Genomic DNA, 24,499 nt, shown 5'->3' on the forward strand with positions numbered 1-24,499 from the left:
ACATCGGTGACGCATTCCGAGTGCTGGTCGCTGGTCATCGGCCCGGTGGACCGGCGTAGCGACTGCCCCGTGAGAGTGGGCAAGCCAATACGCATAACGAACTGGCAGAATACCCGCGCTGCCCCGTACGGGTCAAAACGCGGCTCTGGAGACCGGCACGGCCGACTCCTCCGCTTGACGCGGATCTGCCTCATCCACCGTAACCGACCCGCGGCGCGCACAGCACACGGCGACCGTGGCCGCCAGCGCACACAGCGTGACCGCGTCCTTGAAGGCCCGCCGCTCCCCCGCCTCCAGGCCCGGCCACCCGAACCCCGGGACCTGCGGAAGCAGCGCCAGCCAGAACCACGGCGTGCGCACCGCCGAGCCCGCCGCCCCTTCCTCCCCGGCCCCGGCGAGCAGCAGCGGCACGACCACGAGCAGATAGTGGTCGTACGAGGGTCGGGAGACCAGGAAGGCCGCGAGCATCAGCATCACGGCGCTCTCCGCCACCCGTCCGGGCCCGGCCCCGCCGCGCCGCCAGCGCCGCCGCGCACACCACACCCCGGCCGCGGCCCCCATGGCGCCGAGCAGCGAGGCGAGGCCCTGCGGCACCCCGAGCCGCGGCAGCACCGCCCCGGGCGAGGCCTCATAGAGGCGTACGAAGGAGTCGCCGCCGCGCAGCAGGAACGGCAGGGTCCGCGTGAAGAAGCCACCGGGATCCGGCATCACGAGCGCGGCGAGCCCCGAGGCCACCACCGGCACGAGCACGGCCGCCGCGAGCCCCCGCCACCGGCGCGCGAAGACAAAGAGGAGCAGCACCGGCACGAGCAGCGGCTTCACGGCGATGGCGGCACCGATCGCCGCGCCCGCCGCCGTCCACCGGCCCCGGTGGGCGAGCAGCAGCGCGAGCGGCAGGGCGGCCGCGGCGACCACGGTCCAGTTGCCCAGCTGGATCAGATGCCCGAAGGGCGCGAAGCCGAGCGCGAGGCCCCCGAGTCCGTGGACCGCGTACCGGCTGCGCCAGGGGATGCCGTACAGCCGCAGCGCACTCCCCCACCCCACGAGCAGCCCGCAGACCACCACGGCGGGCGCGAGGAAGCGCAGCACCCCGCCCGGCACGAGGACTTCGGGCACCGCCGCGAGGACCGCGCTGGGCAGATAGAGGAAGTGCCGGTCCGCATAGGGCGAGCCGCCGTCCAGCCAGGTCTCCGCGGCCCGCAGCACGATCGCGTTGTCCATGCCGCCGTCGGATGTGTGCAGCCCCACCCGCACGACCGAGGCGAGCAGCACCACGGTCACCGCGGACCAGGCCTGCCAGGACGCGGGACGCCAAAACCATTGCGTAACAACCGATTTGCCGGAAACCATGCACTTCAGGCTAGGTTGCGAAGCCCACATCACCCCTGCATAACGCGCGCTCCTCCCCCTGGGAATAGCGCTTAAGATGCGCCCCATGAGCTTTGGGCAAGGGGGGCCTCAGTGGGGCCCCGGTGGACCACAGGAACCCGAATCGTCGGGAACTCCCGACTGGGCGGCGCTCGCGGAGGCCTCGGAGTCCCGTAACAAGCGCCGCAAGTGGCTGATGATCGGCGGCGGCGCCCTCGCCACCGCGGTGGTGGCCGGCATCGTGGCCACCGCCGTCGTCTCGGCCAACAGCAAGAACGACGCCAAGGGCCCGGAGGATCTGCCCGCGTCCGAGGAGATCCCGGGCTCCACGTCGTCGCCCGGTCCGTCCTTCTCCGAGACGAAGCCGCCGCCCCCGCCGGACCCCAAGGAGTTCATCTCCAACGCCAAGAAGGACAAGGCGCCCCTGAGCGTCGACTCCCTCTTCCCCGGCACCAAGTACACCAAGGGCAGCGTCGTCTACAAGAAGGCCGCGACGTCCACCACCAAGAGCTGCCCCGCCGCCACCCAGGGCAGGCTCGGCACGGTCCTGAAGAACAACGGCTGCCAGAAGATCTTCCGCGTCACCTATACAAGGGACGGGATGGCGGTCACCGTCGGCGTCGCGGTCTTCGACACCGACACGCAGGCCGGCAAGGCCAAGGAGCAGGCCGACAAGGACGGCAACGTCACCTCGCTCCCCGGCAAGGGCGTGCCCTCCTTCTGCCGTACGTCGGTGTGCTTCACGACCATCAACTCCTATGGCCGCTACGGCTACTTCACGACCGCCGGCTTCACCAACGGCAAGGCGGTCACGGAGAAGGACCAGAAGGTCTTCACCGTTGCCAAGGACCTGGAGGGCCTGGCCTTCCGGCAGATCCACAAGCGCGGTGAGATGCAGGCCTCAGCAGCAGCCGGGCTCGGGTAGCGCCCGCTTGTTGCGCGCCTCACGATTGCGGGCGGCGAGCAACTCGTCGGCGGGGTAACCGACTTCCTCCAGGGTCAGGCCGTGCGGCCGCACGACGTGCACGGCCGAATCCCGTACCCGCGCGGCGAGCACCTTGCCCGGCCACTCGGTGTCACGGTGCCCGTCGCCGACGAACAGCAGCGCGCCGATCAGCGAGCGCACCATGTTGTGGCAGAACGCGTCGGCGCGCACGGTCGCGGTGATGATCCCGTCGCCGTCCCGCACCAGGCTCAGCTCCTGCAGCGTCCTGATGGTCGTCGCACCCTCGCGCTTCTTGCAGTACGCGGCGAAGTCATGCTCCCCGAGCAGCGGTTGCGCCGCCGCGTTCATGGCGTCGACGTCCAACTCCCAGTCGTGCCACAGGACATGACCGCGCAGCAGCGGATCGACACCGCCCGGGTGGTCGGTGACGCGATAGGCGTAGCGCCGCCAGATCGCGGAGAACCGCGCGTTGAATCCGGCGGGCGCCTCCTCGGCCCGCCAGATCCGCACATCGTGCGGCAGCCGCCCGGCGAGCCGTCGCAGCAGCTTCTCCCGGTGCTCGGCCCAGAGTTCCGCGGGCAGATCGACGTGGGCCACCTGACCCCGTGCGTGCACCCCGGAGTCGGTCCGGCCGGCCACGGTCAGATCGAAGGTCTCCTTCGACCTGGTCACGGTCCGCAGCGCGTCCTCGATCTCCCCCTGGACGGTCCGCTGCCCCTCCCGCTGCTTCGCCCAGCCGGAGAAGTCCCTGCCGTCGTACGACAGATCAAGCCGTACGCGTACGAACCCAGCCGCTACTTCGTCACTCACCCGGAATTCCTCTTCTTCCTCAAGGCACCAAAAGGAAAGCGGGCCCACCCGCCAGGGGTGGACCCGCTCAAGAACGCGAGGCGAAGCCTCAGGCGTCCTTCGACTCCTCGGCGGCCGGGGCCTCGGCGGCCTCGTCCTTCTTGAGGGCGTCTTCCTTGACCGCGCGCTTCGTCGCAGCCTCGGCCTCACCGGTGGCAGCCTGGGCCACGGTCAGCGCCTCCACCAGCTCGATGACGGCCATGGGCGCGTTGTCGCCACGGCGGTTACCGATCTTGGTGATACGGGTGTAACCACCCGGGCGGTTCTCGTACCGCGGGCCGATCTCGGTGAAGAGCGTGTGCACGATGCTCTTGTCCGTGATGGTCTGCAGCACCTGGCGACGGTTGTGGATGTCGCCCTTCTTCGCCTTGGTGATCAGGCGCTCCGCGACCGGACGCAGACGGCGCGCCTTGGCCTCGGTGGTGGTGATGCGGCCGTGCTCGAAGAGCGACTTGGCGAGGTTCGCCAGCATCAGCTTCTCGTGCGCGGCGCTGCCGCCCAGACGGGCACCCTTGGTGGGCTTCGGCATGGTGTTTCTCCTAGATGTCTGCCCCGGCCGTATCAGGTACCGGAGTCAGGGCCCCGCAGACGGACGCCTGCGGGCAGCTATCAGTACTGCTCGGTCTCCACGAAACCGGCGTCCGCGTCGTCGTCGGCGCCGAAGGCGTCCGCGGCGGCGGTCGGGTCGAAGCCGGGAGGCGAGTCCTTCAGGGCCAGGCCCATGCCGGCCAGCTTCGCCTTGACCTCGTCGATCGACTTCGCACCGAAGTTACGGATGTCGAGCAGGTCGGCCTCGGAGCGCGCCACGAGCTCACCCACGGAGTGGATGCCCTCGCGCTTGAGGCAGTTGTACGACCGAACGGTGAGCTCGAGCTCCTCGATCGGCAGGGCGAGATCAGCGGCAAGGGCGGCGTCCGTCGGGGACGGGCCCATGTCGATGCCCTCGGCGTCGATGTTGAGCTCGCGCGCCAGGCCGAACAGCTCGACCAGGGTCTTACCGGCCGACGCCATGGCGTCACGGGGACGCATGGCCTGCTTGGTCTCGACGTCGACGATCAGCTTGTCGAAGTCGGTGCGCTGCTCGACACGGGTCGCCTCGACCTTGTACGTGACCTTGAGCACCGGCGAGTAGATGGAGTCGACCGGGATACGGCCGATCTCCTGGCCCACCTGCTTGTTCTGCACGGCGGAGACATAGCCGCGACCGCGCTCGACGGTCAGCTCCATCTCCAGCTTGCCCTTGCCGTTGAGCGTGGCGAGGACCAGGTCGGGGTTGTGCACCTCGACACCGGCCGGGGGCGCGATGTCGGCGGCGGTGACCAGACCCGGGCCCTGCTTGCGCAGGTACATCACGACCGGCTCGTCGTGCTCCGAGGAGACGACCAGCTGCTTGATGTTGAGGATCAGGTCGGTGACGTCCTCCTTGACGCCCGGCACGGTGGTGAACTCGTGCAGAACGCCGTCGATACGGATGGACGTGACCGCCGCACCCGGGATCGAGGACAGGAGGGTCCGGCGGAGGGAGTTGCCGAGGGTGTAACCGAAGCCCGGCTCCAGCGGCTCGATCACGAACCGGGAACGGAATTCGTCGACGACCTCTTCGGTCAACGAGGGACGCTGAGCGATCAGCATGAAGTGAATCCTTCAGTCAGGGGCACCCGCTATTTGATGCCCGACCAGTTACTGCAAGGGTACGGGCGGCACGGCCCCGATGGGGAGCCATACCGCCCGAAAGCCCGAAAGGCAGCGCCCGAAGGCAGCCGTGCGTCAGACGCGACGACGCTTCGGCGGGCGGCAGCCGTTGTGCGGGGTGGGCGTGACGTCCTGGATGGAGCCGACCTCAAGACCGGTCGCCTGAAGCGAACGGATGGCGGTCTCGCGACCCGAACCCGGGCCCTTCACGAAGACGTCGACCTTGCGCATGCCGTGCTCCTGCGCGCGACGGGCAGCCGACTCGGCGGCCATCTGCGCGGCGAACGGAGTCGACTTACGCGAGCCCTTGAAGCCGACGTGGCCGGCGGAGGCCCAGGAGATCACGTTGCCGGTCGGGTCCGTGATGGACACGATCGTGTTGTTGAACGTGCTCTTGATGTGCGCGTGGCCGTGAGCGACGTTCTTCTTTTCCTTGCGGCGCACCTTCTTGGCAGCGCCCTGACGACCCTTGGGGGGCATCTCTTACTCCTACGGGAGGTGGTCGGTCCTACAGCGAAGACCGCTGACGAGCGTCCGCTGCGGACTACTTCTTGCCCGGCTTCTTCTTGCCGGCGATGGCGCGACGCGGGCCCTTGCGGGTGCGGGCGTTGGTGCTGGTGCGCTGACCGTGCACGGGCAGGCCACGACGGTGACGCAGACCCTGGTAGCAGCCGATCTCGACCTTGCGGCGGATGTCGGCCTGAACCTCACGACGGAGGTCACCCTCGGTCTTCAGGTTGTTGTCCACGTACTCGCGGATCTTGACCAGGTCCTCTTCGGGAAGGTCACGAACGCGGGTGTTGGGGTTCACGCCGGTGGCGGCCAGCGTCTGCTGGGCGAGGGTCCGGCCGATGCCGAACACGTAGGTGAGGGCGACCTCCACGCGCTTTTCGCGCGGGATGTCAACACCGGAAACGCGTGCCATTGAATGGCTCCAGTTGATTCTTCGGAGGTCTTCCACAGGGCCGCTCCCGCCCGCCGTCCACCTCTGTCGAGGTTTCGGTACGAACCGGGTCCCCGGCCTCCGACCGGGGGTGTCGCCCTCCATTGCTGAAGAGAGGCGGGTCCTGCGTATGTACGTATCGCTTGCGTCGCGCGAAGTTCTGCGGAATGCAGACCTGCGTCAGCCCTGGCGCTGCTTGTGGCGCGGGTTGTCGCAGATGATCATGACTCGGCCGTGACGGCGAATCACCCTGCACTTGTCGCAGATCTTCTTGACGCTCGGCTTGACCTTCATTGGGTGAGGTTCTCCGGGTCAGGTGCCACCATCCCGCGGGAATGCGGGATACGGGCAAGATCTACTTGTACCGGTAGACGATCCGGCCACGCGTCAGGTCGTACGGAGACAGCTCCACCACGACCCGGTCGTCAGGGAGGATGCGGATGTAGTGCATACGCATCTTGCCGCTGATGTGTGCCAGGACCTGGTGGCCGTTCTGGAGCTCCACCTTGAACATGGCGTTCGGAAGAGACTCGACGACAGTGCCTTCGATCTCGATGGCACCTTGCTTCTTGGCCACGCTTCGCCCTTCGAATCGACTACCTTGATCGACTCCCCCGCGGACCGCTTTCACCTGATGGGGTAAACACGCAGGCATGCGGATGCACGAGAGCCGACGAGTCAGTCTACGTCAGAGCACTCGGAAAGACGAATCCAGAAAGAATGCCCCGGACGGAAGATCTTTAAGCAACGACCGCCCCCGACGGCTCAGGCCAGCGGGTCCGGCGCTGCGGTGATCCCGTACTCCGCCAGCTTCGCCTTGCCCCCGTCGGGCGCCGTCAGGACCAGCGGGCCCTGCTCGGTCAGCGCCACGGAGTGCTCCCAGTGCGAGGACCAGGTGCCGTCGGTGGTCTCCACCGTCCAGTCGTCCTCGAGGACGTGGGTACGGGCTGTGCCGAGACTCACCATCGGCTCGATGGCCAGACAGAAACCGGGGACCAGCTTGGGGCCGCGGCCGCGTCGGCGCTCCACGTAGTTCAGCAGGTGCGGGTCCATGTGCATCTGCGTGCCGATGCCGTGGCCGCCGTAGTCCTCGATGATCCCGTACTTGCCGGTGGCCGGGCGGGGCTGGCGGCGGATGTAGGTCTCGATGGCCTTGGAGATGTCGACGAGCCGGTTGCCCAGCTTCATGGCCGCGAGCCCGGCCCACATCGACTCCTCGGTCACCCGCGACAGCTCGATCAGCTCGGGCGCGTGGCCCGTGCCGACGAAGGCGGTGTACGCCGCGTCTCCGTGCCAGCCGTCCACGATCGCGCCCGCGTCGATGGAGATGATGTCGCCGCTCTCCAGGACGACGTCGTCGGACGGGATGCCGTGGACGACGACCTCGTTCTTGGACGTGCAGATGGTCGCGGGGAAGCCGCCGTAACCGAGGAAGTTGGACTTCGCGCCGTGCTCGTCGAGCACCTTGCGCGCCACATCGTCCAGGTCCTTGGTGGTCGCGCCGGGCACGGCCGCCTCACGGGTGGCCTTGTGGATGGCGGCGACGACCAGGCCCGCCTCGCGCATTTTCGCGATCTGCTCGGGAGTCTTGATCTCCACCATGACCTGCTCGTGCCTTCCGCCGCTGCTGTGGGTAGTGCGTACTGCTCAATCTCAACAGTACGGCCGCGGGACCCTTCGGTCACCGCGGCCGTACCTCACGTACTGCTGTACTGCTGTGCCGCTCAGCCCTCGTCGGACTGCTTCAGCGCGCTCATCGCCCGCTCCGTCACCTCGGCGACCTCGCCGAGCGCGGAGATCGTCACGACCAGGCCCTGGGCCCGGTAGTGATCGATGATCGGCTCGGTCTGCGAGTGATAGACCTCGAGCCGCTTGCGCACGGTCTCTTCCTTGTCGTCGTCGCGCTGGTACAGCTCGCCGCCGCAGACGTCACAGACGCCCTCGGTCTTGGGCTGCTTGTAGGCGACATGGAAGACATGCGCAGAGTCGTTCCGGCAGATACGGCGGCCGGCGATGCGCTTGACCACCTCGTCCTCGGGGACCTCCAGGTCGAGGACCGCGTCCAGCTTCACGTCGTCGGCCTTGAGGGCGACGTCGAGAGCCTCGGCCTGCGAGACGTTGCGCGGGAAGCCGTCGAGCAGGAAGCCGTTGACGGCGTCCGGCTGCTCCATGCGGTCCTTGGCCATCCCGATGGTGACCTCGTCCGGCACCAGATTGCCCGCGTCCATATAGGACTTGGCCAGCTTGCCAAGCTCCGTCTGCTGGCTGATGTTGGCGCGGAAAAGGTCGCCCGTGGAGATGTGCGGGATCGACAGGTTCTCGGCGAGGAACGCGGCTTGCGTTCCCTTGCCTGCACCGGGCGGTCCGACGAGGACGATTCGCATCAGCGGAGGAACCCTTCGTAATTACGCTGCTGGAGCTGGCTCTCGATCTGCTTCACGGTCTCCAGACCCACACCCACGATGATCAGGATGCTTGTCCCGCCGAACGGGAAGTTCTGGTTCGCGCCGAAGCCCGCCAACGCCATCGTCGGCACAAGAGCGATCAGGCCCAGATACAGCGACCCCGGCCAGGTGATCCGGTTGAGCACGTAGCTCAGGTACTCAGCAGTGGGTCGGCCAGCCCGGATGCCCGGGATGAAGCCACCATACTTCTTCATGTTGTCCGCGACTTCCTCGGGGTTGAACGAGATCGCCACGTAGAAGAAGGCGAAGAACACGATCAACAGGAAGTACAGCGAGATGTGGACCGGAGCGTCCGTCGGCTCCAGGTTGTTCCGGATCCACTGGGCCCAGCCCGCCTGCGAGTTGCCGGAGAACTGGACGATCAGCGCCGGGATGTAGAGCAGCGACGAGGCGAAGATGACGGGGATGACGCCCGCCTGGTTCACCTTGAGCGGGATGTACGTCGATGTACCGCCGTAGGAACGGCGCCCGATCATGCGCTTCGCGTACTGCACCGGGATACGGCGCTGTGCCTGCTCGACGAAGACAACGAGGCCGACCATGAACAGGCCCACCAGGATGACGGTGCCGAACTCGATCCAGCCGCCCGCCAGGTTGCCCTGCTCCTTGATCGCCCACAGGGCGCCCGGGAAGCCGGCGGCGATGGAGATGAACATGAGGATCGACATGCCGTTGCCGATACCCCGGTCGGTGACGAGCTCGCCGAGCCACATCACAACGGCGGTGCCGGCGGTCATCGTCAGGACCATGGTGATGGTCACGAAGATCGACTGGTCAGGAACGATCTCGCTGGCCACCGGGCAACCTTGGAAGAGCGCGCCGCTACGGGCAGTGGCCACCAGGCCGGTGCCCTGCAGGACGGCCAGGGCGACGGTCAGATAACGCGTGTACTGCGTGATCTTGGCCTGGCCCGACTGGCCTTCCTTCTTCAGCGCCTCGAGACGCGGAATCACCACAGTGAGCAACTGCAGAATGATGCTTGCCGTGATGTACGGCATGATGCCCAGCGCAAAAATGGTGATCTGGAGCAGTGCGCCACCACTGAACATATTCACCAGGCTCAGCAGTCCCTGGTTGGCATTGGCCTGGTCCATACAGACCTGAACGTTCGTGTAGCTGACGCCCGGAATCGGGATGTGCGCACCGATCCGGTAGATCACGATCATGCCGAGTGTGAAGAGCAGCTTCTTGCGCAGGTCGGGCGTTTTGAACGCCCGGGCGAACGCGGTGAGCACGGTGCCTCCTGCGACCCCCGCGCTACTGCGTCAGAGGTGACGGTCTTGAGGATCGACAAATACGTATCAGGGCAAGAACCGCGCGGTACGCCTGCGGGCAGACCACGCGGAAAGTAGCAAGTGCACGCCACCTTACCGGCGACCATGCCCCCCTTGGAACGACCAACCGGGGATGCCCCTTATGTGAGGCATCCCCGGTGGGATCGTTCAAGTCATCGGGCTCAGACGAGCTCGGTGACGGTACCGCCGGCGGCGGTGATCTTCTCCTTGGCGGAGCCGGAGACGGCGTCGACCGTCACCTGCAGCGCCACGGAGATCTCGCCCTGGCCAAGGACCTTGACGAGGCTGTTCTTGCGAACCGCGCCCTTCTCGACCAGGCCCTCGACCGTGACCTCTCCACCCTCGGGGTAGAGCGCGGCCAGCTTGTCGAGGTTCACGACCTGGAACTCGGTCTTGAACGGGTTCTTGAAGCCCTTCAGCTTCGGAAGACGCATGTGGAGGGGCATCTGCCCGCCCTCGAAGCGCTCCGGAACCTGGTAACGGGCCTTGGTGCCCTTGGTACCACGACCAGCGGTCTTACCCTTGGACGCCTCACCACGACCCACACGGGTCTTGGCGGTCTTGGCGCCCGGGGCAGGACGGAGGTTGTGGACCTTCAGCGGGTTGTTCTCCGCCATGTCAGTCGACCTCCTCGACCGTCACGAGGTGGCGGACGGTGTGCACCATTCCGCGGAACTCGGGGCGGTCCTCCTTGACAACCACGTCGTTGACCTTCTTCAGGCCGAGCGAACGCAGGGTGTCGCGGTGGTTCTGCTTGCTGCCGATGTACGACTTCGTCTGCGTGATCTTGAGCTGTGCCATTACGCACCTGCTCCCGCACGCGCACGAAGCAGCGCCGCCGGGGCGACGTCCTCGAGCGGCAGACCACGGCGGGCCGCGATCTCCTCGGGACGCTGCAGACCCTTGAGGGCCGCGACGGTCGCGTGCACGATGTTGATCGCGTTGTCGGAGCCCAGGGACTTCGACAGGATGTCGTGAACGCCGGCGCACTCGAGCACGGCACGCACCGGGCCACCGGCGATAACACCGGTACCGGGGGAAGCCGGCTTGAGCAGGACGACGCCCGCAGCCTTCTCGCCCTGGATCGGGTGCGGGATGGTGCCCTGGATACGGGGGACCTTGAAGAAGTGCTTCTTGGCCTCCTCAACACCCTTGGCGATGGCGGCCGGCACCTCCTTGGCCTTGCCGTAACCGACACCCACGGTGCCGTCACCGTCGCCCACCACGACCAGCGCGGTGAAGCTGAAGCGACGACCACCCTTCACAACCTTGGCGACGCGGTTGATCGCGACAACGCGCTCAACGTACGCGGTCTTCTCGGCGGCAGCTGCGCCGCCGTCACGGCCCTTCCGGTCCCGCCGCTCGCCGCCACCGGCACCGCTTCCGCGGCGCTGGGGTCCAGCCATTGGATTTACCTCTCTCTTTTCCGCTAGCTACGAACGGCTCAGAACTTCAAGCCGGCTTCGCGGGCGGCGTCCGCCAGGGCAGCAATGCGCCCGGCGTACTGGTTGCCACCACGGTCGAATACGACAGCCTCGACACCGGCGGCCTTGGCGCGCTCGGCAACCAGGGCGCCGACCTGCTTGGCCTGCGCGGACTTGTCGCCCTCGCCACCGCGGATCGAGGTGTCCAGGGTGGACGCCGACGCGAGGGTGTGACCCTTCACGTCGTCGATGACCTGGGCCACGATGTTGCGGTTGGAGCGCGTCACGACCAGGCGCGGACGCTCAGCCGTACCCGAGATGTGCTTACGGATCCGGATGTGACGACGCTTGATGGCAGCACGCTTGTAAGCGTCGCCCTTAGCAATCTTCGTACCGTATGCCATGGCTTACTTACCCGCCTTTCCGACCTTGCGGCGGATGACTTCGCCCTCGTACTTGACGCCCTTGGCCTTGTACGGGTCGGGCTTGCGCAGCTTGCGGATGTTGGCCGCAACCTCGCCGACCTTCTGCTTGTCGATGCCCTCGACCGAGAACTTGGTCGGCGACTCGACCTTGAACGAGATGCCCTCGGGCGCCTCGACCAGGATCGGGTGGCTGTAGCCGAGCGAGAACTCCAGGTTGGAGCCCTTCGCCAGGACGCGGTAACCGACACCGCTGATCTCGAGCTTCTTCACGTAACCCTCGGTCACGCCGGTGATCATGTTCGCCACCAGCGTGCGGGACAGGCCGTGCAGGGCCTTGTTCTGACGCTCGTCGTTGGGGCGCGTGACGGCCAGAACGCCGTCCTCGCCCTTAGCGATCTCGATCGGTGCGACAACGGTGTGAGTGAGGCTGCCCTTGGGGCCCTTCACCGAGACCGTACGTCCGTCGATGGTGACGTCCACGCCGGCGGGAACCGTGATGGGGAGCTTGCCAATACGCGACATAGCTGTTTCCTCCGTTCCCTTCCGTTACCAGACGTAGGCGAGAACTTCTCCGCCTACGCCCTTCTTGCCGGCCTGCTTGTCGGTGAGGAGCCCGTGGGAGGTGGAGATGATCGCCACGCCCAGGCCGCCCAGAACCTTCGGCAGGTTGGTGGACTTCGCGTAAACCCGGAGACCGGGCTTGGAGATCCGCTTGATGCCCGCGATGGAGCGCTCACGGTTCGGGCCGAACTTCAGCTCGAGAACGAGGTTCTTGCCGACCTCGGCGTCCTCGGTCTTCCAGCCCGTGATGAAGCCCTCCTGCTGGAGGATCTCCGCGATGTGCGACTTGATCTTGGAGTGCGGCATCGACACCGAGTCGTGGTATGCCGAGTTCGCGTTCCGCAGACGCGTAAGCATGTCTGCGATCGGATCAGTCATGGTCATGAATTGGCCTTCGGCCTCTCTCGCCGGGGTTTCCTGTATGCGCCATCCCTCTCCCCACTCAGTGGCGGGACGGGTGCGGTGCGGGGACCTACGGCGTAGTAAGTCGGTCAGGGCGGCAGAGCGCCCAACCCTCCTAGCCTAAGCCATGAGGGACTGGGCCTCTGCCGACCCTTTGCTTACCGAGAGATCCGGGTAGCCCCTACGCCCAAAGGGCAGTAGGTGCTTACCAGGAGCTCTTGGTCACGCCCGGCAGCTCGCCGCGGTGAGCCATCTCACGAAGGCACACACGGCACAGGCCGAACTTGCGGTACACGGAGTGCGGGCGGCCACAGCGCTGGCAGCGGGTGTAGCCACGCACACCGAACTTGGGCTTACGAGCAGCCTTGGCAATCAGAGCCTTCTTCGCCATCTCGCTTACGCCTCCTTGAACGGGAAGCCGAGGTGACGGAGAAGGGCACGGCCCTCAGCGTCGTTGGTCGCCGTGGTGACCACGGTGATGTCCATACCCCGGACGCGGTCGATCTTGTCCTGGTCGATCTCGTGGAACATGACCTGCTCGGTGAGACCGAAGGTGTAGTTGCCACGGCCGTCGAACTGCTTCGGGGACAGACCACGGAAGTCGCGGATGCGCGGCAGCGCGAGCGACAGGGTGCGGTCCAGGAACTCCCACATGCGGTCGCCACGGAGCGTGACGTGGGCACCGATCGGCTGACCCTCGCGCAGCTTGAACTGCGCGATGGACTTGCGGGCCTTGGTGACGGCCGGCTTCTGGCCGGTGATCGTGGTGAGGTCCTTGATGGCACCCTCGATCAGCTTGGAGTCGCGGGCGGCGTCGCCCACACCCATGTTGACCACGATCTTCACGAGGCCGGGAACCTGCATGACGTTCTCGTAGGAGAACTCCTCACGCAGCTTGCCCGCGATCTCCTCGCGGTACTTCGTCTTGAGACGCGGAGTGGTGGTGGTAGCCATCAGATGTCCTCACCCGTCCGCTTGGCAACGCGAACCTTGTTGCCCTCGTCGTCGAAGCGGTAACCGACGCGCGTGACGACCTTGTTGCCGTCCTTCTCAACGACCAGCTGGACGTTGGAGACGTGGATCGGCGCCTCGGTCGTGACGATGCCACCGGCCTGCGAACCGCGAGCGGTCGGACCGGCCTTCGTGTGCTTCTTGACCCGGTTGACACCCTCGACCAGGACGCGGTCCTCGCGAGGGAAGGCCGCGATGACCTTGCCCTGCTTGCCCTTGTCCTTACCGGTGATGACCTGGACCAGGTCGCCCTTCTTGATCTTCATGCTTACAGCACCTCCGGCGCGAGCGAGATGATCTTCATGAACTTCTTCTCGCGCAGCTCACGGCCCACGGGGCCGAAGATACGGGTGCCACGAGGGTCGCCGTCGTTCTTCAGAATGACGGCGGCGTTCTCGTCAAAGCGGATGTACGAGCCGTCCGGACGGCGGCGCTCCTTGACGGTGCGAACGATGACCGCCTTGATGACGTCACCCTTCTTCACGTTGCCGCCGGGGATCGCGTCCTTGACGGTGGCGACGATGACGTCACCGATGCCCGCGTAGCGGCGACCCGAGCCACCGAGAACACGGATGCAAAGGATTTCCTTAGCACCAGTGTTGTCGGCGACCTTGAGCCGCGACTCCTGCTGGATCACGTCTATCTCCTGATCGTCTGCCGGTTCCCCAACAGGGCTGGCCTCCCAGCCCTGTTGGAGCCTGGCGGAACTGTCCTGCGGATTTTCCCCGCAGGAATTACTTGGCCTCTCGGAAGCGAGGTAGAGCGGGGGCGCACGGCCCCCGCCGTACTACTTCGCCTTCTCGAGGATCTCGACGACGCGCCAGCGCTTCGTCGCGGACAGCGGCCGGGTCTCCATCAGGAGGACACGGTCGCCGACACCCGCGGCGTTCTGCTCGTCGTGCGCCTTGAGCTTGTTGGTACGGCGGATGACCTTGCCGTACAGCGCGTGCGTCACGCGGTCCTCGACAGCGACGACGACGGTCTTGTCCATCTTGTCGCTGACGACCAGACCCTGACGGGTCTTGCGGAAGCCGCGGGCAGCAGTCTCTTCAGTCACAGTCTTCTCGCTCATCAGGCGCTCTCCACCGTCTCGATGCCCAGCTCGCGCTCACGCATGAGGGTGTAGATCCGCGCGATGTCCTTGCGGACGGCCTTGAGCCGGCCGTGGTTCTCGAGCTGTCCGGTCGCCGCCTGGAAGCGGAGATTGAACAGCTCTTCCTTGGCCTCGCGAAGCTTGGCGACAAGCTCCTCGTTGCCCAGCTCGCGCAGCTCGGACGCCTTGGTTCCGGCCGACATCACAGTTCACCTGCCTCGCGCTTAACGATCTTGCACTTCATCGGCAGCTTGTGAGCCGCACGGGTGAGCGCCTCACGCGCGATCTTCTCGTTCGGGTAGGACAGCTCGAACATCACGCGTCCGGGCTTCACGTTCGCGACCCACCACTCCGGCGAACCCTTACCGGAACCCATGCGGGTCTCAGCAGGCTTCTTGGTCAGCGGGCGGTCCGGGTAGATGTTGATCCAGACCTTGCCGCCACGCTTGATGTGGCGGGTCATGGCGATACGAGCAGCCTCGATCTGACGGTTCGTCACGTAGGCCGGAGTCAGGGCCTGAATGCCGTACTCGCCGAACGCAACCTGCGTACCACCCTTGGACATACCGCTGCGCTTCGGGTGGTGCTGCTTGCGGTGCTTGACCCTACGGGGGATCAGCATTTCGGTCAGGCCTCCGTTCCGGTGCTCTCAGCCGGAGCAGCGGCGGCGGGAGCCTCGGCCTTGGGGGCCTCGGCAGCCGGCGCGTTCTGCTGCTGCGGCTTGCGGCCGCGGCCGCCACGCTCGCCACCGCGACCACCACGGGCCGGGCGGTCGTTACCGCCACGGGCCGGGCGGTTACCGGCGCGGGCAGCGGCGTTCTCGGCGCGAACCTCGGCGATGTTCTTGACGTCGCCCTTGTAGATCCAGACCTTCACACCGATACGGCCGAAGGTGGTCTTGGCCTCGAAGAAGCCGTAGTCCACGTTCGCGCGGAGCGTGTGCAGGGGCACGCGGCCCTCGCGGTAGAACTCCGAGCGGGACATCTCGGCGCCGCCGAGACGGCCGCCGCACTGGATCTTGATGCCCTTGGCGCCCGCCTTCATCGCCGACTGCATGCTCTTACGCATGGCACGACGGAAGGAGACGCGGGAGGACAGCTGCTCGGCAACGGCCTGGGCCACGAGCTGAGCATCGGTCTCGGGGTTCTTGACCTCGAGGATGTTCAGCTGGACCTGCTTGCCGGTGAGCTTCTCGAGGTCACCGCGGATGCGGTCGGCCTCGGCGCCACGGCGGCCGATGACGATGCCCGGGCGGGCGGTGTGGATGTCCACGCGGACACGGTCACGGGTGCGCTCGATCTCAACCTTCGAGATGCCGGCGCGCTCCATGCCGGACGTCATCATCCGACGGATGGCGACGTCTTCCTTGACGTAGTCCTTGTACAGCTTGTCGGCGTACCAGCGGGACTTGAAGTCCGTGGTCACACCGAGCCGGAACCCGTGCGGGTTTACCTTCTGGCCCATTACCGGGTTCCTTCCTTGCTGCTGACGACCACGGTGATGTGGCTGGTCCGCTTGCGGATCCGGTAGGCACGGCCCTGAGCACGCGGACGGAACCGCTTCAGGGTCGGGCCCTCGTCCACGTACGCCTCGCTGATGACCAGCGAAGAGGCGTCCGTGTGGTCGTAGTTGTGCGCGGCGTTGGCAATGGCGCTGTCCAGCACCTTGCCGACCGGCACGCTCGCGGCCTGCGGGGCGAAACGCAGGACCGCCTGAGCCTCCGTGGCATCCATGCCACGGATGAGGTCCACCACGCGGCGGGCCTTCATGGGCGTGACGCGGATGTACCGCGCCTGGGCCCTGGCTTCCATGGTTGTCCCTTCGGTGTCGTTCATAGTCTTTGCACCCGCCTCGTCAGCGACGCTTCGACTTGCGGTCGTCCTTGACGTGGCCGCGGAAGGTGCGGGTCGGCGCAAACTCGCCGAGCTTGTGGCCGACCATCGACTCGGTGACGAACACCGGGATGTGGGTCTTGCCGTTGTGCACCGCGATGGTGTGACCCAGCATGGCCGGGACGATCATCGAGCGACGGGACCAGGTCTTGATGACGTTCTTGGAACCTGCCTCGTTCTGCACGTCCACCTTCTTGATGAGGTGGTCGTCGACGAAGGGCCCCTTCTTGAGACTGCGCGGCATCTAAACCCGCTCCTAGCGCTTCTTGTTCGTCTTGCGGCGGCGGACGATGTACTTGTTCGACGCCTTCTTGGGCGAACGAGTACGGCCTTCCTTCTTGCCCCAGGGCGAGACCGGGTGGCGACCACCGGAGGTCTTGCCTTCACCACCACCGTGGGGGTGGTCAACCGGGTTCATCACGACACCGCGAACGGTGGGACGAACGCCAAGCCAGCGCTTACGGCCGGCCTTGCCCCAGTTGATGTTCGACTGCTCGGCGTTGCCGACCTCGCCGATCGTGGCGCGGCAGCGGACGTCGACCAGGCGGATCTCACCGGACGGCATGCGGAGGTGGGCCATCGAGCCCTCCTTCGCGAGCAGCTGCACGGAGGCACCCGCGGAGCGGGCGAACTTCGCACCACCACCGGGACGGAGCTCGATCGCGTGGATCGTGGTACCGACCGGGATGTTGCGCAGCGCCAGGTTGTTGCCGGGCTTGATGTCGGCGCCGGGGCCGTTCTCAATCCGGTCGCCCTGCGAGAGGCCACGCGGGGCGATGATGTAGCGCTTCTCGCCGTCTGCGTAGTGCAGCAGCGCGATACGCGCGGTGCGGTTGGGGTCGTACTCGATGTGCGCGACCTTCGCCGGCACGCCGTCCTTGTCGTGACGACGGAAGTCGATCACTCGGTAGGCGCGCTTGTGTCCGCCACCCTGGTGGCGAACGGTCACACGACCGGAATTGTTACGGCCGCCCTTGCTGTGCAGGGGGCGGACCAGCGACTTCTCCGGCGTGGACCGCGTGATCTCGACGAAGTCGGCGACGGAGGAGCCACGGCGGCCCGGCGTCGTCGGCTTGTACTTGCGGATTCCCATTTCTCAGTCCTCGTCCGATATCGGACCAAGGTCTCCGTTAGGAGGCCTGGCCGAAGATGTCGATACGGTCGCCCTCGGCGAGGGTCACGATGGCGCGCTTGGTGTTGGCGCGCTTGCCGAAACCGGTGCGGGTGCGCTTGCGCTTGCCCTGCCGGTTGATCGTGTTGACCCCGGTGACCTTGACCGAGAAGACCGCCTCGACGGCCTGCTTGATCTGGGTCTTGTTCGCACGCGGGTCGACGATGAACGTGTACTTGTTCTCGTCGAGGAGGGCGTAGCTCTTCTCCGAAACAACCGGCTTCACAAGAATGTCGCGCGGGTCGGTGAAGGTCTTGCTGGTGACGGTGGCCTCAGACATCAGGCCTCGCTCCCTTCGGTCTCAGCGGCCTTGGGGCCAGCGACGAAGGAGTCGAAGGCGGCCTTGGTGAAGACCACGTCGTCCGAGACGAGCACGTCGTACGTGTTCAGCTGGCCCGGCTCCAGGATGTGCACCTGGGGCAGGTTGCGGGCGGACAGCAGAGCCGACTCGTCCTCGCGGGAGATGACCAGGAGCACGTTCTTGCGCTCCGAGATCTTGCCCAGGAGGGTCTTGGCGGCCTTGGTGGAGACGTCGCCCTCGACCACGCCGGACACGACGTGGATACGGTCGTGGCGGGCCCGGTCCGAGAGGGCACCGCGCAGAGCGGCGGCCTTCATCTTCTTCGGGGTCCGCTGCGAGTAGTCACGCGGCACGGGGCCGTGGACCACGCCACCGCCGGCGAACTGCGGCGCACGGGTCGAACCCTGGCGCGCGCGGCCGGTGCCCTTCTGGCGGTAAGGCTTCTTGCCACCACCACGGACTTCGCCGCGGGTCTTGGTCTTGTGCGTGCCCTGACGGGCAGCGGCCAGCTGTGCGACAACGACCTGGTGGATCAGCGGAACGCTGACCTTGGCGTCGAAGATCTCCGCGGGGAGCTCGACGGTCCCGGCCTTGTCGCCTGCCGGCGAAAGGATGTCAATGGTGCTCATCGGTTACCTCAGGCCCCCTTGGCCGCGGTACGGACCAGGACGAGGCCGCCGTTCGGACCAGGAACCGCGCCCTTGATGAGCAGCAGACCCTTCTCCGCGTCAACGGCGTGGACGGTCAGGTTCTGGGTGGTGACCCGCTCGTTGCCCATACGGCCCGCCATGCGGAGGCCCTTGAACACGCGGCCCGGGGTGGCACAGCCACCGATGGAGCCGGGCGAGCGGTGCTTGCGCTGGGTGCCGTGACCGGCGCCGAGGCCCTTGAAGTTGTGACGCTTCATGACACCGGCGAAGCCCTTGCCCTTGCTCTTGCCGGTCACGTCCACCTTGACGCCGGCCTCGAAGGCCTCGGCGGTGACTTCCTGGCCGAGGGTGTACTCGCTGGCGTCAGCGGTACGGATCTCGACGAGGTGGCGGCGGGGGGTGACGTCGGCCTTGGCGAAGTGACCCTTGAGGGGCTTGTTCACCTTGCGCGGGTCGATCTCGCCGAAGGCGATCTGGACCGACTCGTAGCCGTCGATGTCGTTCGTACGGACCTGGGTCACGACGTTCGGACCGGCCTTGACGACGGTGACCGGAACAACACGGTTGTTCTCGTCCCACACCTGCGTCATGCCGAGCTTCTCGCCGAGGATGCCCTTGATCTGCTTAGTCATTCTCAGATCACCGGCCCTCAGAGCTTGATCTCGATGTCGACACCGGCCGGGAGGTCGAGTCGCATCAGGGAGTCAACGGTCTTGGGCGTCGGGTCGAGAATGTCGATCAGGCGCTTGTGCGTGCGCATCTCGAAGTGCTCGCGCGAGTCCTTGTACTTGTGCGGCGACTTGATGACGCAGTACACGTTCTTCTCAGTGGGCAGCGGCACCGGGCCCGCGACCGACGCACCAGTACGCGTCACCGTCTCGACGATCTTCTTCGCCGAGGAGTCGATGACTTCGTGGTCGTAGGCCTTGAGCCGGATGCGGATCTTCTGTCCCGCCATGGCTACTTCGTAGTCCTGTCTCTCGTAACGCTCTGGAACCCGGTGTCCTGTGGTGTTCTCCGACCCACGCGGTCGGGCGTGTCGCAGTCCCGCTGACACAGATCTCCCGAAGGATTTCCCTGCTAGGGGGTGCGGACCCGAAGGCCGCGGCCGGGGAAACTGCATCGAGTGCAGTGGGGCCACCGGATGCCTGGCCGAGGCACCCCGCTGACGCTTCCCGGAAGATTCCCGTACGTCCGCCTCAGCGCTGCCTTCGGATTTCAGGAACCCTTGGGGCAGTTGGGGCGACGAGTACTGTGGGACTCGCTTCCGGTCCTCCCGGCGGGAGGCGCGCAGCATCGGCACTCAACCGAGCAACCTGGACAGTGTGCCATATGGGCCCTGTTGGGCGCCAATCGGGGCCCGGAAGCGTACCCCTCGCGGGGCCCTTGTCAAACCCGGCACTCCGTTCGCGCACCCCCGTGGGCGACGAGAACGCGACCGGCAAGACCGAAGCCCCCGTACACACAGGGTGTACGGGGGCTTCGGCATGAGCTGGAGCTCAGCGGAGCTACCAGGTCAGAGCATCAATTACTTGATGATCTTGGTGACCTGGCCGGCGCCCACGGTCCGGCCACCCTCACGGATGGCGAACTTCAGGCCCTCCTCCATGGCGACGGGCTGGATGAGGTTGACCTTCATCTCAGTGTTGTCGCCGGGCATGACCATCTCGGTGCCCTCGGGGAGCTCCACAACACCGGTCACGTCAGTCGTACGGAAGTAGAACTGCGGACGGTAGTTGTTGAAGAACGGCGTGTGACGGCCACCCTCGTCCTTGGACAGGATGTACGCCTGGGCCTCGAACTCGGTGTGCGGGGTGACCGAGCCCGGCTTGATGATGACCTGGCCGCGCTCGACGTCCTCGCGCTTGATGCCACGGAGGAGCAGACCGACGTTCTCACCGGCCTGGCCCTCGTCGAGCAGCTTGCGGAACATCTCGATGCCGGTGACCGTGGTGGTGGTCTTCTCGGTCTTGATGCCGATGATGTCGACGGTCTCGTTGACCTTGAGGACACCACGCTCGATACGACCGGTGACGACGGTGCCACGACCGGTGATCGTGAAGACGTCCTCGATCGGCATGAGGAACGGCTTGTCGACGTCGCGCTCCGGCTCCGGAATCGCGGTGTCGACGGCGTTCATGAGCTCGAGGACCGAGTTGCCCCACTCCTTGTCGCCCTCGAGGGCCTTCAGAGCGGAGACCTTGACGACGGGAACGTCGTCGCCCGGGAACTCGTACTCGGAGAGGAGCTCACGGACCTCGAGCTCGACGAGCTCCAGGATCTCCTCGTCGTCCACCATGTCGGCCTTGTTCAGGGCGACAACGATGTACGGAACGCCGACCTGGCGGGCCAGGAGCACGTGCTCCTTGGTCTGCGGCATCGGGCCGTCGGTGGCGGCGACCACGAGGATGGCGCCGTCCATCTGCGCCGCACCCGTGATCATGTTCTTGATGTAGTCCGCGTGACCCGGGCAGTCGACGTGGGCGTAGTGACGCGCCTCGGTCTGGTACTCGACGTGCGCGATCGAGATCGTGATACCGCGCTGGCGCTCCTCAGGAGCCTTGTCGATCTGGTCGAAGGCCGAGGCCTCGTTCAGGTCCGGGTACGCGTCGTGCAGCACCTTGGTAATGGCGGCCGTGAGGGTCGTCTTACCGTGGTCGATGTGACCGATGGTGCCGATGTTGACGTGCGGCTTAGTCCGCTCGAACTTCGCCTTCGCCACTGGGTCCTCCTGTGGAGTGGTTCTGGTACGCCTTACTCATCGGCGCCAGGTGATCTTTGCTGGGATGCCGGGGCCCGGGGCACCCGTCACGGAATCGGACGGAATGCCCCAGCAGCTCCGGTGACAAGCCTAAAGCGTGTACTCGGTTGAGTTACTCGCCCTTGGCCTTCGCGATGATCTCCTCGGCGACGTTCCGGGGAACCTCGGCGTAGGAGTCGAACTGCATCGAGTAGCTTGCGCGACCCGAGGTCTTGCTGCGGAGGTCTCCGACGTAGCCGAACATCTCCGACAGCGGCACCAGGCCCTTGACGACACGGGCGCCGGCACGCTCCTCCATGGCCTGAATCTGGCCACGGCGGGAGTTGATGTCACCGATGACCTCGCCCATGTAGTCCTCGGGCGTGGTGACCTCAACGGCCATCATCGGCTCGAGCAGCACGGGGCTGGCCTTGCGCGCGGCCTCCTTGAAGGCCTGCGAACCGGCGATCTTGAAGGCGAGCTCGGAGGAGTCGACCTCGTGGTAGGCACCGTCGATGAGCGTGACGCGAACGCCCGTCATCTCGTAGCCGGCCAGGATGCCGAACTGCATGGCCTCCTGCGCACCCGCGTCCACCGAGGGGATGTACTCCTTGGGGATGCGGCCACCGGTGACCTTGTTCACGAACTCGTAGGACGAGTCGCCACCCTCAATGGGCTCGATGGCGATCTGGACCTTCGCGAACTGACCGGTACCACCGGTCTGCTTCTTGTGCGTGAAGTCAACGCGCTCGACGGCCTTGCGGATCGTCTCGCGGTACGCGACCTGCGGCTTGCCGACGTTGGCCTCGACCTTGAACTCCCGCTTCATGCGGTCGACAAGGACGTCGAGGTGGAGCTCGCCCATACCACCGATGATGGTCTGGCCTGTCTCCTCGTCCGAGTGCACCTGGAAGGAGGGGTCCTCCTCCGCGAGACGCTGGATGGCGACACCCAGCTTCTCCTGGTCACCCTTGGACTTGGGCTCGATGGCGACCTGAATGACCGGCGCCGGGAAGTCCATGGACTCCAGGATCACCGGGTTCTTGTCGTCGGACAGCGTCTCACCGGTGGTGGTCTGCTTCAGGCCCATGACGGCGACGATGTCACCGGCGCCCACCGACGCGATCTCCTCACGCTTGTTCGCGTGCATGCGGTAGATCTTGCCGATGCGCTCCTTCTTGCCCTTGACGGAGTTCAGCACCGCGGTGCCGGCCTCCAGGCGACCCGAGTAAACCCGGATGAAGGTGAGCTTGCCGAGGTGCGGGTCGCTCGCGATCTTGAACGCAAGAGCGGCCAGCGGCTCGTCCTCGTTCGGCTTGCGCTCGATGACCTTCTCCGGGTCCTTCACGTCGTGGCCCTCGATGGCCTCGACGTCCAGGGGGGAAGGCAGGTAGCGCACAACCGCGTCGAGCAGGGGCTGAACGCCCTTGTTCTTGAAGGCGGTACCGCAGAACACCGGGGTGACGGTGGTGCCGTCGCCCTTGCCGGACGCGATGGTGATACGACGGATCGCGGCGTACAGCTGCTCCACCGAAGGCTCCTGGCCCTCGAGGTACAGCTCCATGATCTCTTCGTCGTTCTCCGCGACCGTCTCGAGCAGCTTGCCGCGCCACTCGTCGGCGGCCTCGGTGTGCGTGGCCGGGATGTCGACGGTGTCGTAGGCCTCGCCCTTGGCGGCCTCGGCCGACCAGACGTACGCCTTCATCGTCACCAGGTCGACGACACCCTTGAAGTCAGCCTCCGCACCGATGGGCAGCTGCATGACGATCGGGGTCGCGCCCAGGCGGTCGACGATCATGTCGACACAGCGGTGGAACTCGGCGCCCGTGCGGTCGAGCTTGTTGACGAAGCAGATACGCGGAACGCCGTAGCGGTCCGCCTGACGCCAAACGGTCTCGGACTGGGGCTCTACGCCGGCCACGCCGTCGAACACCGTCACGGCACCATCCAGCACACGCAGGGAGCGCTCCACCTCAACGGTGAAGTCGACGTGCCCAGGGGTGTCGATGATGTTGATGGTGTGGTCGACGTTCTCGAGCGGCCAGTGACAAGTGGTGGCAGCGGAGGTGATGGTGATACCACGCTCCTGCTCCTGCTCCATCCAGTCCATCGTGGCAGCGCCGTCGTGGACCTCACCGATCTTGTACGAAACACCGGTGTAGAACAGGATCCGCTCGGTGGTCGTCGTCTTGCCCGCGTCGATGTGGGCCATGATCCCAATGTTGCGGACCTTGGCCAGGTCAAGTGAAGTGGTAGCCATAAGGCTTCAGTCTTCTCTCGGTCTCGATGTGGGTAGCGACTACCAGCGGTAGTGCGCGAAGGCCTTGTTGGACTCGGCCATCTTGTGCGTGTCCTCGCGCTTCTTCACGGCAGCACCGAGGCCGTTGGAGGCGTCGAGCAGCTCGTTCATCAGACGCTCGGTCATCGTCTTCTCGCGACGGGCGCGGGAGTAGCCGACGAGCCAGCGGAGCGCGAGGGTGTTGGCGCGGCCGGGCTTGACCTCAACCGGAACCTGGTAGGTCGCGCCACCGACACGGCGGGACTTGACCTCGAGGGTCGGCTTGATGTTCTCGAGCGCGCGCTTGAGCGTGATCACCGGGTCGTTGCCCGACTTGTCACGCAGACCCTCCATGGCGCCGTACACGATGCGCTCGGCGGTGGAGCGCTTGCCGTTCAGCAGCACCTTGTTGATGAGGGAGGTCACCAGAGGAGAACCGTAGACCGGGTCGATGATGACCGGGCGCTTCGGGGCGGGGCCCTTACGAGGCATTCTTACTTCTCCTTCTTGGCGCCGTAGCGGCTGCGGGCCTGCTTGCGGTTCTTGACCGCCTGGGTGTCGAGCGCACCACGGATGATCTTGTAGCGAACACCCGGCAGGTCCTTCACACGACCGCCACGCACGAGCACGATGGAGTGCTCCTGCAGGTTGTGCCCCTCACCCGGGATGTAGGCCGTGACCTCGATGCCCGAGGTCAGACGCACACGCGCGACCTTCCGCAGCGCCGAGTTCGGCTTCTTGGGGGTGGTGGTGAACACACGCGTGCAGACGCCGCGGCGCTGAGGCGAAGCCTCAAGGGCCGGGGTCTTGGTCTTCTCGACCTTGTCCTGCCGGCCCTTCCGGACCAGCTGCTGGATCGTAGGCACTACTTCTCCGGTTTCTGTGTGCCGTATGAGTAAAGCTAACCTGGAACTTCACCGACCCACGCGGTCGGGTGTGTCGAATGCTGCAGGCTCCCGCTCCAAGGGCGGAGAGAGCGCAGATTGCGGTGTG

The 24,499-nt window shown here is 66.0% G+C and carries 37 protein-coding genes; 1 reads left to right on the forward strand and 36 read right to left on the reverse strand.

The features are described 5' to 3' along the window. Positions 1 to 132: 132 nt before the first annotated feature. Entirely contained in the window at positions 133 to 1,350 is a 1,218-nt protein-coding gene (locus tag ACFQVC_RS25055; RefSeq protein WP_381834504.1) for a glycosyltransferase 87 family protein, read from the reverse strand. Between the two features lie 85 nt (positions 1,351 to 1,435). On the opposite strand from ACFQVC_RS25055, the gene ACFQVC_RS25060 reads away from it, so the two are divergent. Then, positions 1,436 to 2,293 (forward strand): hypothetical protein, encoded by an 858-nt coding sequence (locus ACFQVC_RS25060; protein WP_381834507.1) that lies wholly within the window; start codon positions 1,436 to 1,438, stop codon positions 2,291 to 2,293. Here the strand turns inward: ACFQVC_RS25060 and truA are convergent. The 35 genes from truA to rpsL form a co-directional block, all read right to left on the reverse strand. Continuing rightward, on the reverse strand, positions 2,270 to 3,124 hold the full coding sequence (gene truA / locus ACFQVC_RS25065) for a tRNA pseudouridine(38-40) synthase TruA (RefSeq protein ID WP_381834510.1): 855 nt from the start codon (positions 3,122 to 3,124) through the stop codon (positions 2,270 to 2,272). The two genes, ACFQVC_RS25060 and truA, sit on opposite strands and share 24 nt — an antisense overlap. 88 nt (positions 3,125 to 3,212) lie before the next feature. Further along, entirely contained in the window at positions 3,213 to 3,692 is a 480-nt protein-coding gene (gene rplQ / locus ACFQVC_RS25070; protein WP_381834516.1) for a 50S ribosomal protein L17, read from the reverse strand. 80 nt (positions 3,693 to 3,772) lie between these two features. Then, on the reverse strand, positions 3,773 to 4,795 hold the full coding sequence (locus tag ACFQVC_RS25075) for a DNA-directed RNA polymerase subunit alpha (protein ID WP_003966937.1): 1,023 nt from the start codon (positions 4,793 to 4,795) through the stop codon (positions 3,773 to 3,775). Positions 4,796 to 4,930: 135 nt separating this feature from the next. Further along, positions 4,931 to 5,335, reverse strand: a complete 405-nt coding sequence (gene rpsK, locus ACFQVC_RS25080) for a 30S ribosomal protein S11 (protein WP_003948617.1) — start codon at positions 5,333 to 5,335, stop codon at positions 4,931 to 4,933. Between the two features lie 64 nt (positions 5,336 to 5,399). Continuing rightward, on the reverse strand, positions 5,400 to 5,780 hold the full coding sequence (gene rpsM, locus ACFQVC_RS25085; protein WP_381834519.1) for a 30S ribosomal protein S13: 381 nt from the start codon (positions 5,778 to 5,780) through the stop codon (positions 5,400 to 5,402). A gap of 198 nt (positions 5,781 to 5,978) precedes the next feature. Then, positions 5,979 to 6,092, reverse strand: coding sequence for a 50S ribosomal protein L36 (gene rpmJ, locus ACFQVC_RS25090; RefSeq protein WP_003948619.1), 114 nt, complete (start codon positions 6,090 to 6,092; stop codon positions 5,979 to 5,981). A gap of 61 nt (positions 6,093 to 6,153) precedes the next feature. Continuing rightward, positions 6,154 to 6,375 (reverse strand): translation initiation factor IF-1, encoded by a 222-nt coding sequence (gene infA, locus ACFQVC_RS25095; protein ID WP_003948620.1) that lies wholly within the window; start codon positions 6,373 to 6,375, stop codon positions 6,154 to 6,156. A 188-nt stretch (positions 6,376 to 6,563) separates the two neighbouring features. Further along, positions 6,564 to 7,400 carry a type I methionyl aminopeptidase gene (gene map / locus ACFQVC_RS25100; RefSeq protein ID WP_381834523.1) on the reverse strand — a complete coding sequence of 279 codons (837 nt, stop codon included), beginning with the start codon at positions 7,398 to 7,400 and terminating at the stop codon, positions 6,564 to 6,566. Between the two features lie 122 nt (positions 7,401 to 7,522). Beyond that, positions 7,523 to 8,182 (reverse strand): adenylate kinase, encoded by a 660-nt coding sequence (locus ACFQVC_RS25105; RefSeq protein ID WP_381834526.1) that lies wholly within the window; start codon positions 8,180 to 8,182, stop codon positions 7,523 to 7,525. After that, positions 8,182 to 9,498, reverse strand: a complete 1,317-nt coding sequence (secY, locus tag ACFQVC_RS25110) for a preprotein translocase subunit SecY (protein WP_381834529.1) — start codon at positions 9,496 to 9,498, stop codon at positions 8,182 to 8,184. The genes ACFQVC_RS25105 and secY overlap by 1 nt, the downstream gene beginning before the upstream one ends. Positions 9,499 to 9,719: 221 nt before the next feature. Continuing rightward, a complete protein-coding gene (gene rplO / locus ACFQVC_RS25115) occupies positions 9,720 to 10,175 on the reverse strand; it encodes a 50S ribosomal protein L15 (RefSeq protein ID WP_381834530.1) in 456 nt (151 codons plus the stop codon). A gap of 1 nt (position 10,176) precedes the next feature. Further along, complete coding sequence (rpmD, locus tag ACFQVC_RS25120; RefSeq protein WP_190206082.1) at positions 10,177 to 10,359, reverse strand: 50S ribosomal protein L30; 183 nt, start codon at positions 10,357 to 10,359, stop codon at positions 10,177 to 10,179. Beyond that, the gene (gene rpsE / locus ACFQVC_RS25125; protein WP_005313527.1) at positions 10,359 to 10,964 is read right to left on the reverse strand and encodes a 30S ribosomal protein S5; all 606 of its coding nucleotides are present in this window, start codon (positions 10,962 to 10,964) and stop codon (positions 10,359 to 10,361) included. Before rpsE ends, rpmD begins: the two co-directional genes overlap by 1 nt. Positions 10,965 to 11,002: 38 nt before the next feature. Beyond that, positions 11,003 to 11,386 (reverse strand): 50S ribosomal protein L18, encoded by a 384-nt coding sequence (gene rplR / locus ACFQVC_RS25130; protein WP_381834533.1) that lies wholly within the window; start codon positions 11,384 to 11,386, stop codon positions 11,003 to 11,005. Between the two features lie 3 nt (positions 11,387 to 11,389). Continuing rightward, entirely contained in the window at positions 11,390 to 11,929 is a 540-nt protein-coding gene (gene rplF / locus ACFQVC_RS25135; protein WP_381834536.1) for a 50S ribosomal protein L6, read from the reverse strand. A 24-nt stretch (positions 11,930 to 11,953) separates the two neighbouring features. Beyond that, complete coding sequence (rpsH, locus tag ACFQVC_RS25140; RefSeq protein ID WP_037657563.1) at positions 11,954 to 12,352, reverse strand: 30S ribosomal protein S8; 399 nt, start codon at positions 12,350 to 12,352, stop codon at positions 11,954 to 11,956. Between the two features lie 223 nt (positions 12,353 to 12,575). Then, a complete protein-coding gene (locus tag ACFQVC_RS25145; RefSeq protein ID WP_003948630.1) occupies positions 12,576 to 12,761 on the reverse strand; it encodes a type Z 30S ribosomal protein S14 in 186 nt (61 codons plus the stop codon). Positions 12,762 to 12,766: 5 nt separating this feature from the next. Further along, positions 12,767 to 13,324 carry a 50S ribosomal protein L5 gene (gene rplE, locus ACFQVC_RS25150; RefSeq protein ID WP_153486744.1) on the reverse strand — a complete coding sequence of 186 codons (558 nt, stop codon included), beginning with the start codon at positions 13,322 to 13,324 and terminating at the stop codon, positions 12,767 to 12,769. Continuing rightward, a complete protein-coding gene (rplX, locus tag ACFQVC_RS25155; RefSeq protein ID WP_003974256.1) occupies positions 13,324 to 13,647 on the reverse strand; it encodes a 50S ribosomal protein L24 in 324 nt (107 codons plus the stop codon). The genes rplE and rplX overlap by 1 nt, the downstream gene beginning before the upstream one ends. Before the next feature lie 2 nt (positions 13,648 to 13,649). Then, entirely contained in the window at positions 13,650 to 14,018 is a 369-nt protein-coding gene (gene rplN / locus ACFQVC_RS25160) for a 50S ribosomal protein L14 (RefSeq protein ID WP_119286207.1), read from the reverse strand. Positions 14,019 to 14,168: 150 nt separating this feature from the next. Further along, on the reverse strand, positions 14,169 to 14,453 hold the full coding sequence (rpsQ, locus tag ACFQVC_RS25165; RefSeq protein ID WP_381834541.1) for a 30S ribosomal protein S17: 285 nt from the start codon (positions 14,451 to 14,453) through the stop codon (positions 14,169 to 14,171). Continuing rightward, entirely contained in the window at positions 14,453 to 14,677 is a 225-nt protein-coding gene (gene rpmC / locus ACFQVC_RS25170) for a 50S ribosomal protein L29 (protein WP_017949657.1), read from the reverse strand. Before rpmC ends, rpsQ begins: the two co-directional genes overlap by 1 nt. Then, positions 14,677 to 15,096 (reverse strand): 50S ribosomal protein L16, encoded by a 420-nt coding sequence (gene rplP, locus ACFQVC_RS25175; RefSeq protein ID WP_073753483.1) that lies wholly within the window; start codon positions 15,094 to 15,096, stop codon positions 14,677 to 14,679. The genes rpmC and rplP overlap by 1 nt, the downstream gene beginning before the upstream one ends. A 5-nt stretch (positions 15,097 to 15,101) precedes the next feature. Further along, entirely contained in the window at positions 15,102 to 15,938 is an 837-nt protein-coding gene (gene rpsC, locus ACFQVC_RS25180) for a 30S ribosomal protein S3 (RefSeq protein WP_381834545.1), read from the reverse strand. Continuing rightward, on the reverse strand, positions 15,938 to 16,285 hold the full coding sequence (gene rplV, locus ACFQVC_RS25185; protein WP_004571827.1) for a 50S ribosomal protein L22: 348 nt from the start codon (positions 16,283 to 16,285) through the stop codon (positions 15,938 to 15,940). The genes rpsC and rplV overlap by 1 nt, the downstream gene beginning before the upstream one ends. Positions 16,286 to 16,328: 43 nt before the next feature. Further along, positions 16,329 to 16,610, reverse strand: a complete 282-nt coding sequence (gene rpsS / locus ACFQVC_RS25190; RefSeq protein ID WP_381834548.1) for a 30S ribosomal protein S19 — start codon at positions 16,608 to 16,610, stop codon at positions 16,329 to 16,331. A gap of 12 nt (positions 16,611 to 16,622) precedes the next feature. Continuing rightward, positions 16,623 to 17,459, reverse strand: a complete 837-nt coding sequence (gene rplB / locus ACFQVC_RS25195) for a 50S ribosomal protein L2 (protein WP_381834551.1) — start codon at positions 17,457 to 17,459, stop codon at positions 16,623 to 16,625. Positions 17,460 to 17,496: 37 nt separating this feature from the next. After that, positions 17,497 to 17,817: a 50S ribosomal protein L23 gene (gene rplW / locus ACFQVC_RS25200; protein ID WP_381834554.1), complete on the reverse strand. Its 321-nt coding sequence runs from the start codon at positions 17,815 to 17,817 to the stop codon at positions 17,497 to 17,499. Next, positions 17,817 to 18,467: a 50S ribosomal protein L4 gene (rplD, locus tag ACFQVC_RS25205; protein WP_381834557.1), complete on the reverse strand. Its 651-nt coding sequence runs from the start codon at positions 18,465 to 18,467 to the stop codon at positions 17,817 to 17,819. Before rplD ends, rplW begins: the two co-directional genes overlap by 1 nt. Before the next feature lie 8 nt (positions 18,468 to 18,475). Then, positions 18,476 to 19,120 carry a 50S ribosomal protein L3 gene (gene rplC / locus ACFQVC_RS25210; protein WP_381834559.1) on the reverse strand — a complete coding sequence of 215 codons (645 nt, stop codon included), beginning with the start codon at positions 19,118 to 19,120 and terminating at the stop codon, positions 18,476 to 18,478. A 17-nt stretch (positions 19,121 to 19,137) separates the two neighbouring features. Beyond that, positions 19,138 to 19,446, reverse strand: a complete 309-nt coding sequence (gene rpsJ / locus ACFQVC_RS25215; RefSeq protein WP_003948644.1) for a 30S ribosomal protein S10 — start codon at positions 19,444 to 19,446, stop codon at positions 19,138 to 19,140. Positions 19,447 to 20,016: 570 nt separating this feature from the next. Further along, positions 20,017 to 21,210, reverse strand: coding sequence for an elongation factor Tu (gene tuf, locus ACFQVC_RS25220; RefSeq protein ID WP_381834562.1), 1,194 nt, complete (start codon positions 21,208 to 21,210; stop codon positions 20,017 to 20,019). A 151-nt stretch (positions 21,211 to 21,361) separates the two neighbouring features. Continuing rightward, positions 21,362 to 23,488, reverse strand: coding sequence for an elongation factor G (fusA, locus tag ACFQVC_RS25225; RefSeq protein ID WP_381834565.1), 2,127 nt, complete (start codon positions 23,486 to 23,488; stop codon positions 21,362 to 21,364). 39 nt (positions 23,489 to 23,527) lie between these two features. Next, entirely contained in the window at positions 23,528 to 23,998 is a 471-nt protein-coding gene (gene rpsG, locus ACFQVC_RS25230) for a 30S ribosomal protein S7 (RefSeq protein WP_381834568.1), read from the reverse strand. Positions 23,999 to 24,000: 2 nt separating this feature from the next. Then, entirely contained in the window at positions 24,001 to 24,372 is a 372-nt protein-coding gene (gene rpsL, locus ACFQVC_RS25235) for a 30S ribosomal protein S12 (protein WP_007265893.1), read from the reverse strand. Between the last annotated feature and the right edge of the window lie 127 nt (positions 24,373 to 24,499).

The sequence above is a fragment of the Streptomyces monticola genome (assembly GCF_042665355.1).
Lineage (GTDB): Bacteria > Actinomycetota > Actinomycetes > Streptomycetales > Streptomycetaceae > Streptomyces > Streptomyces monticola.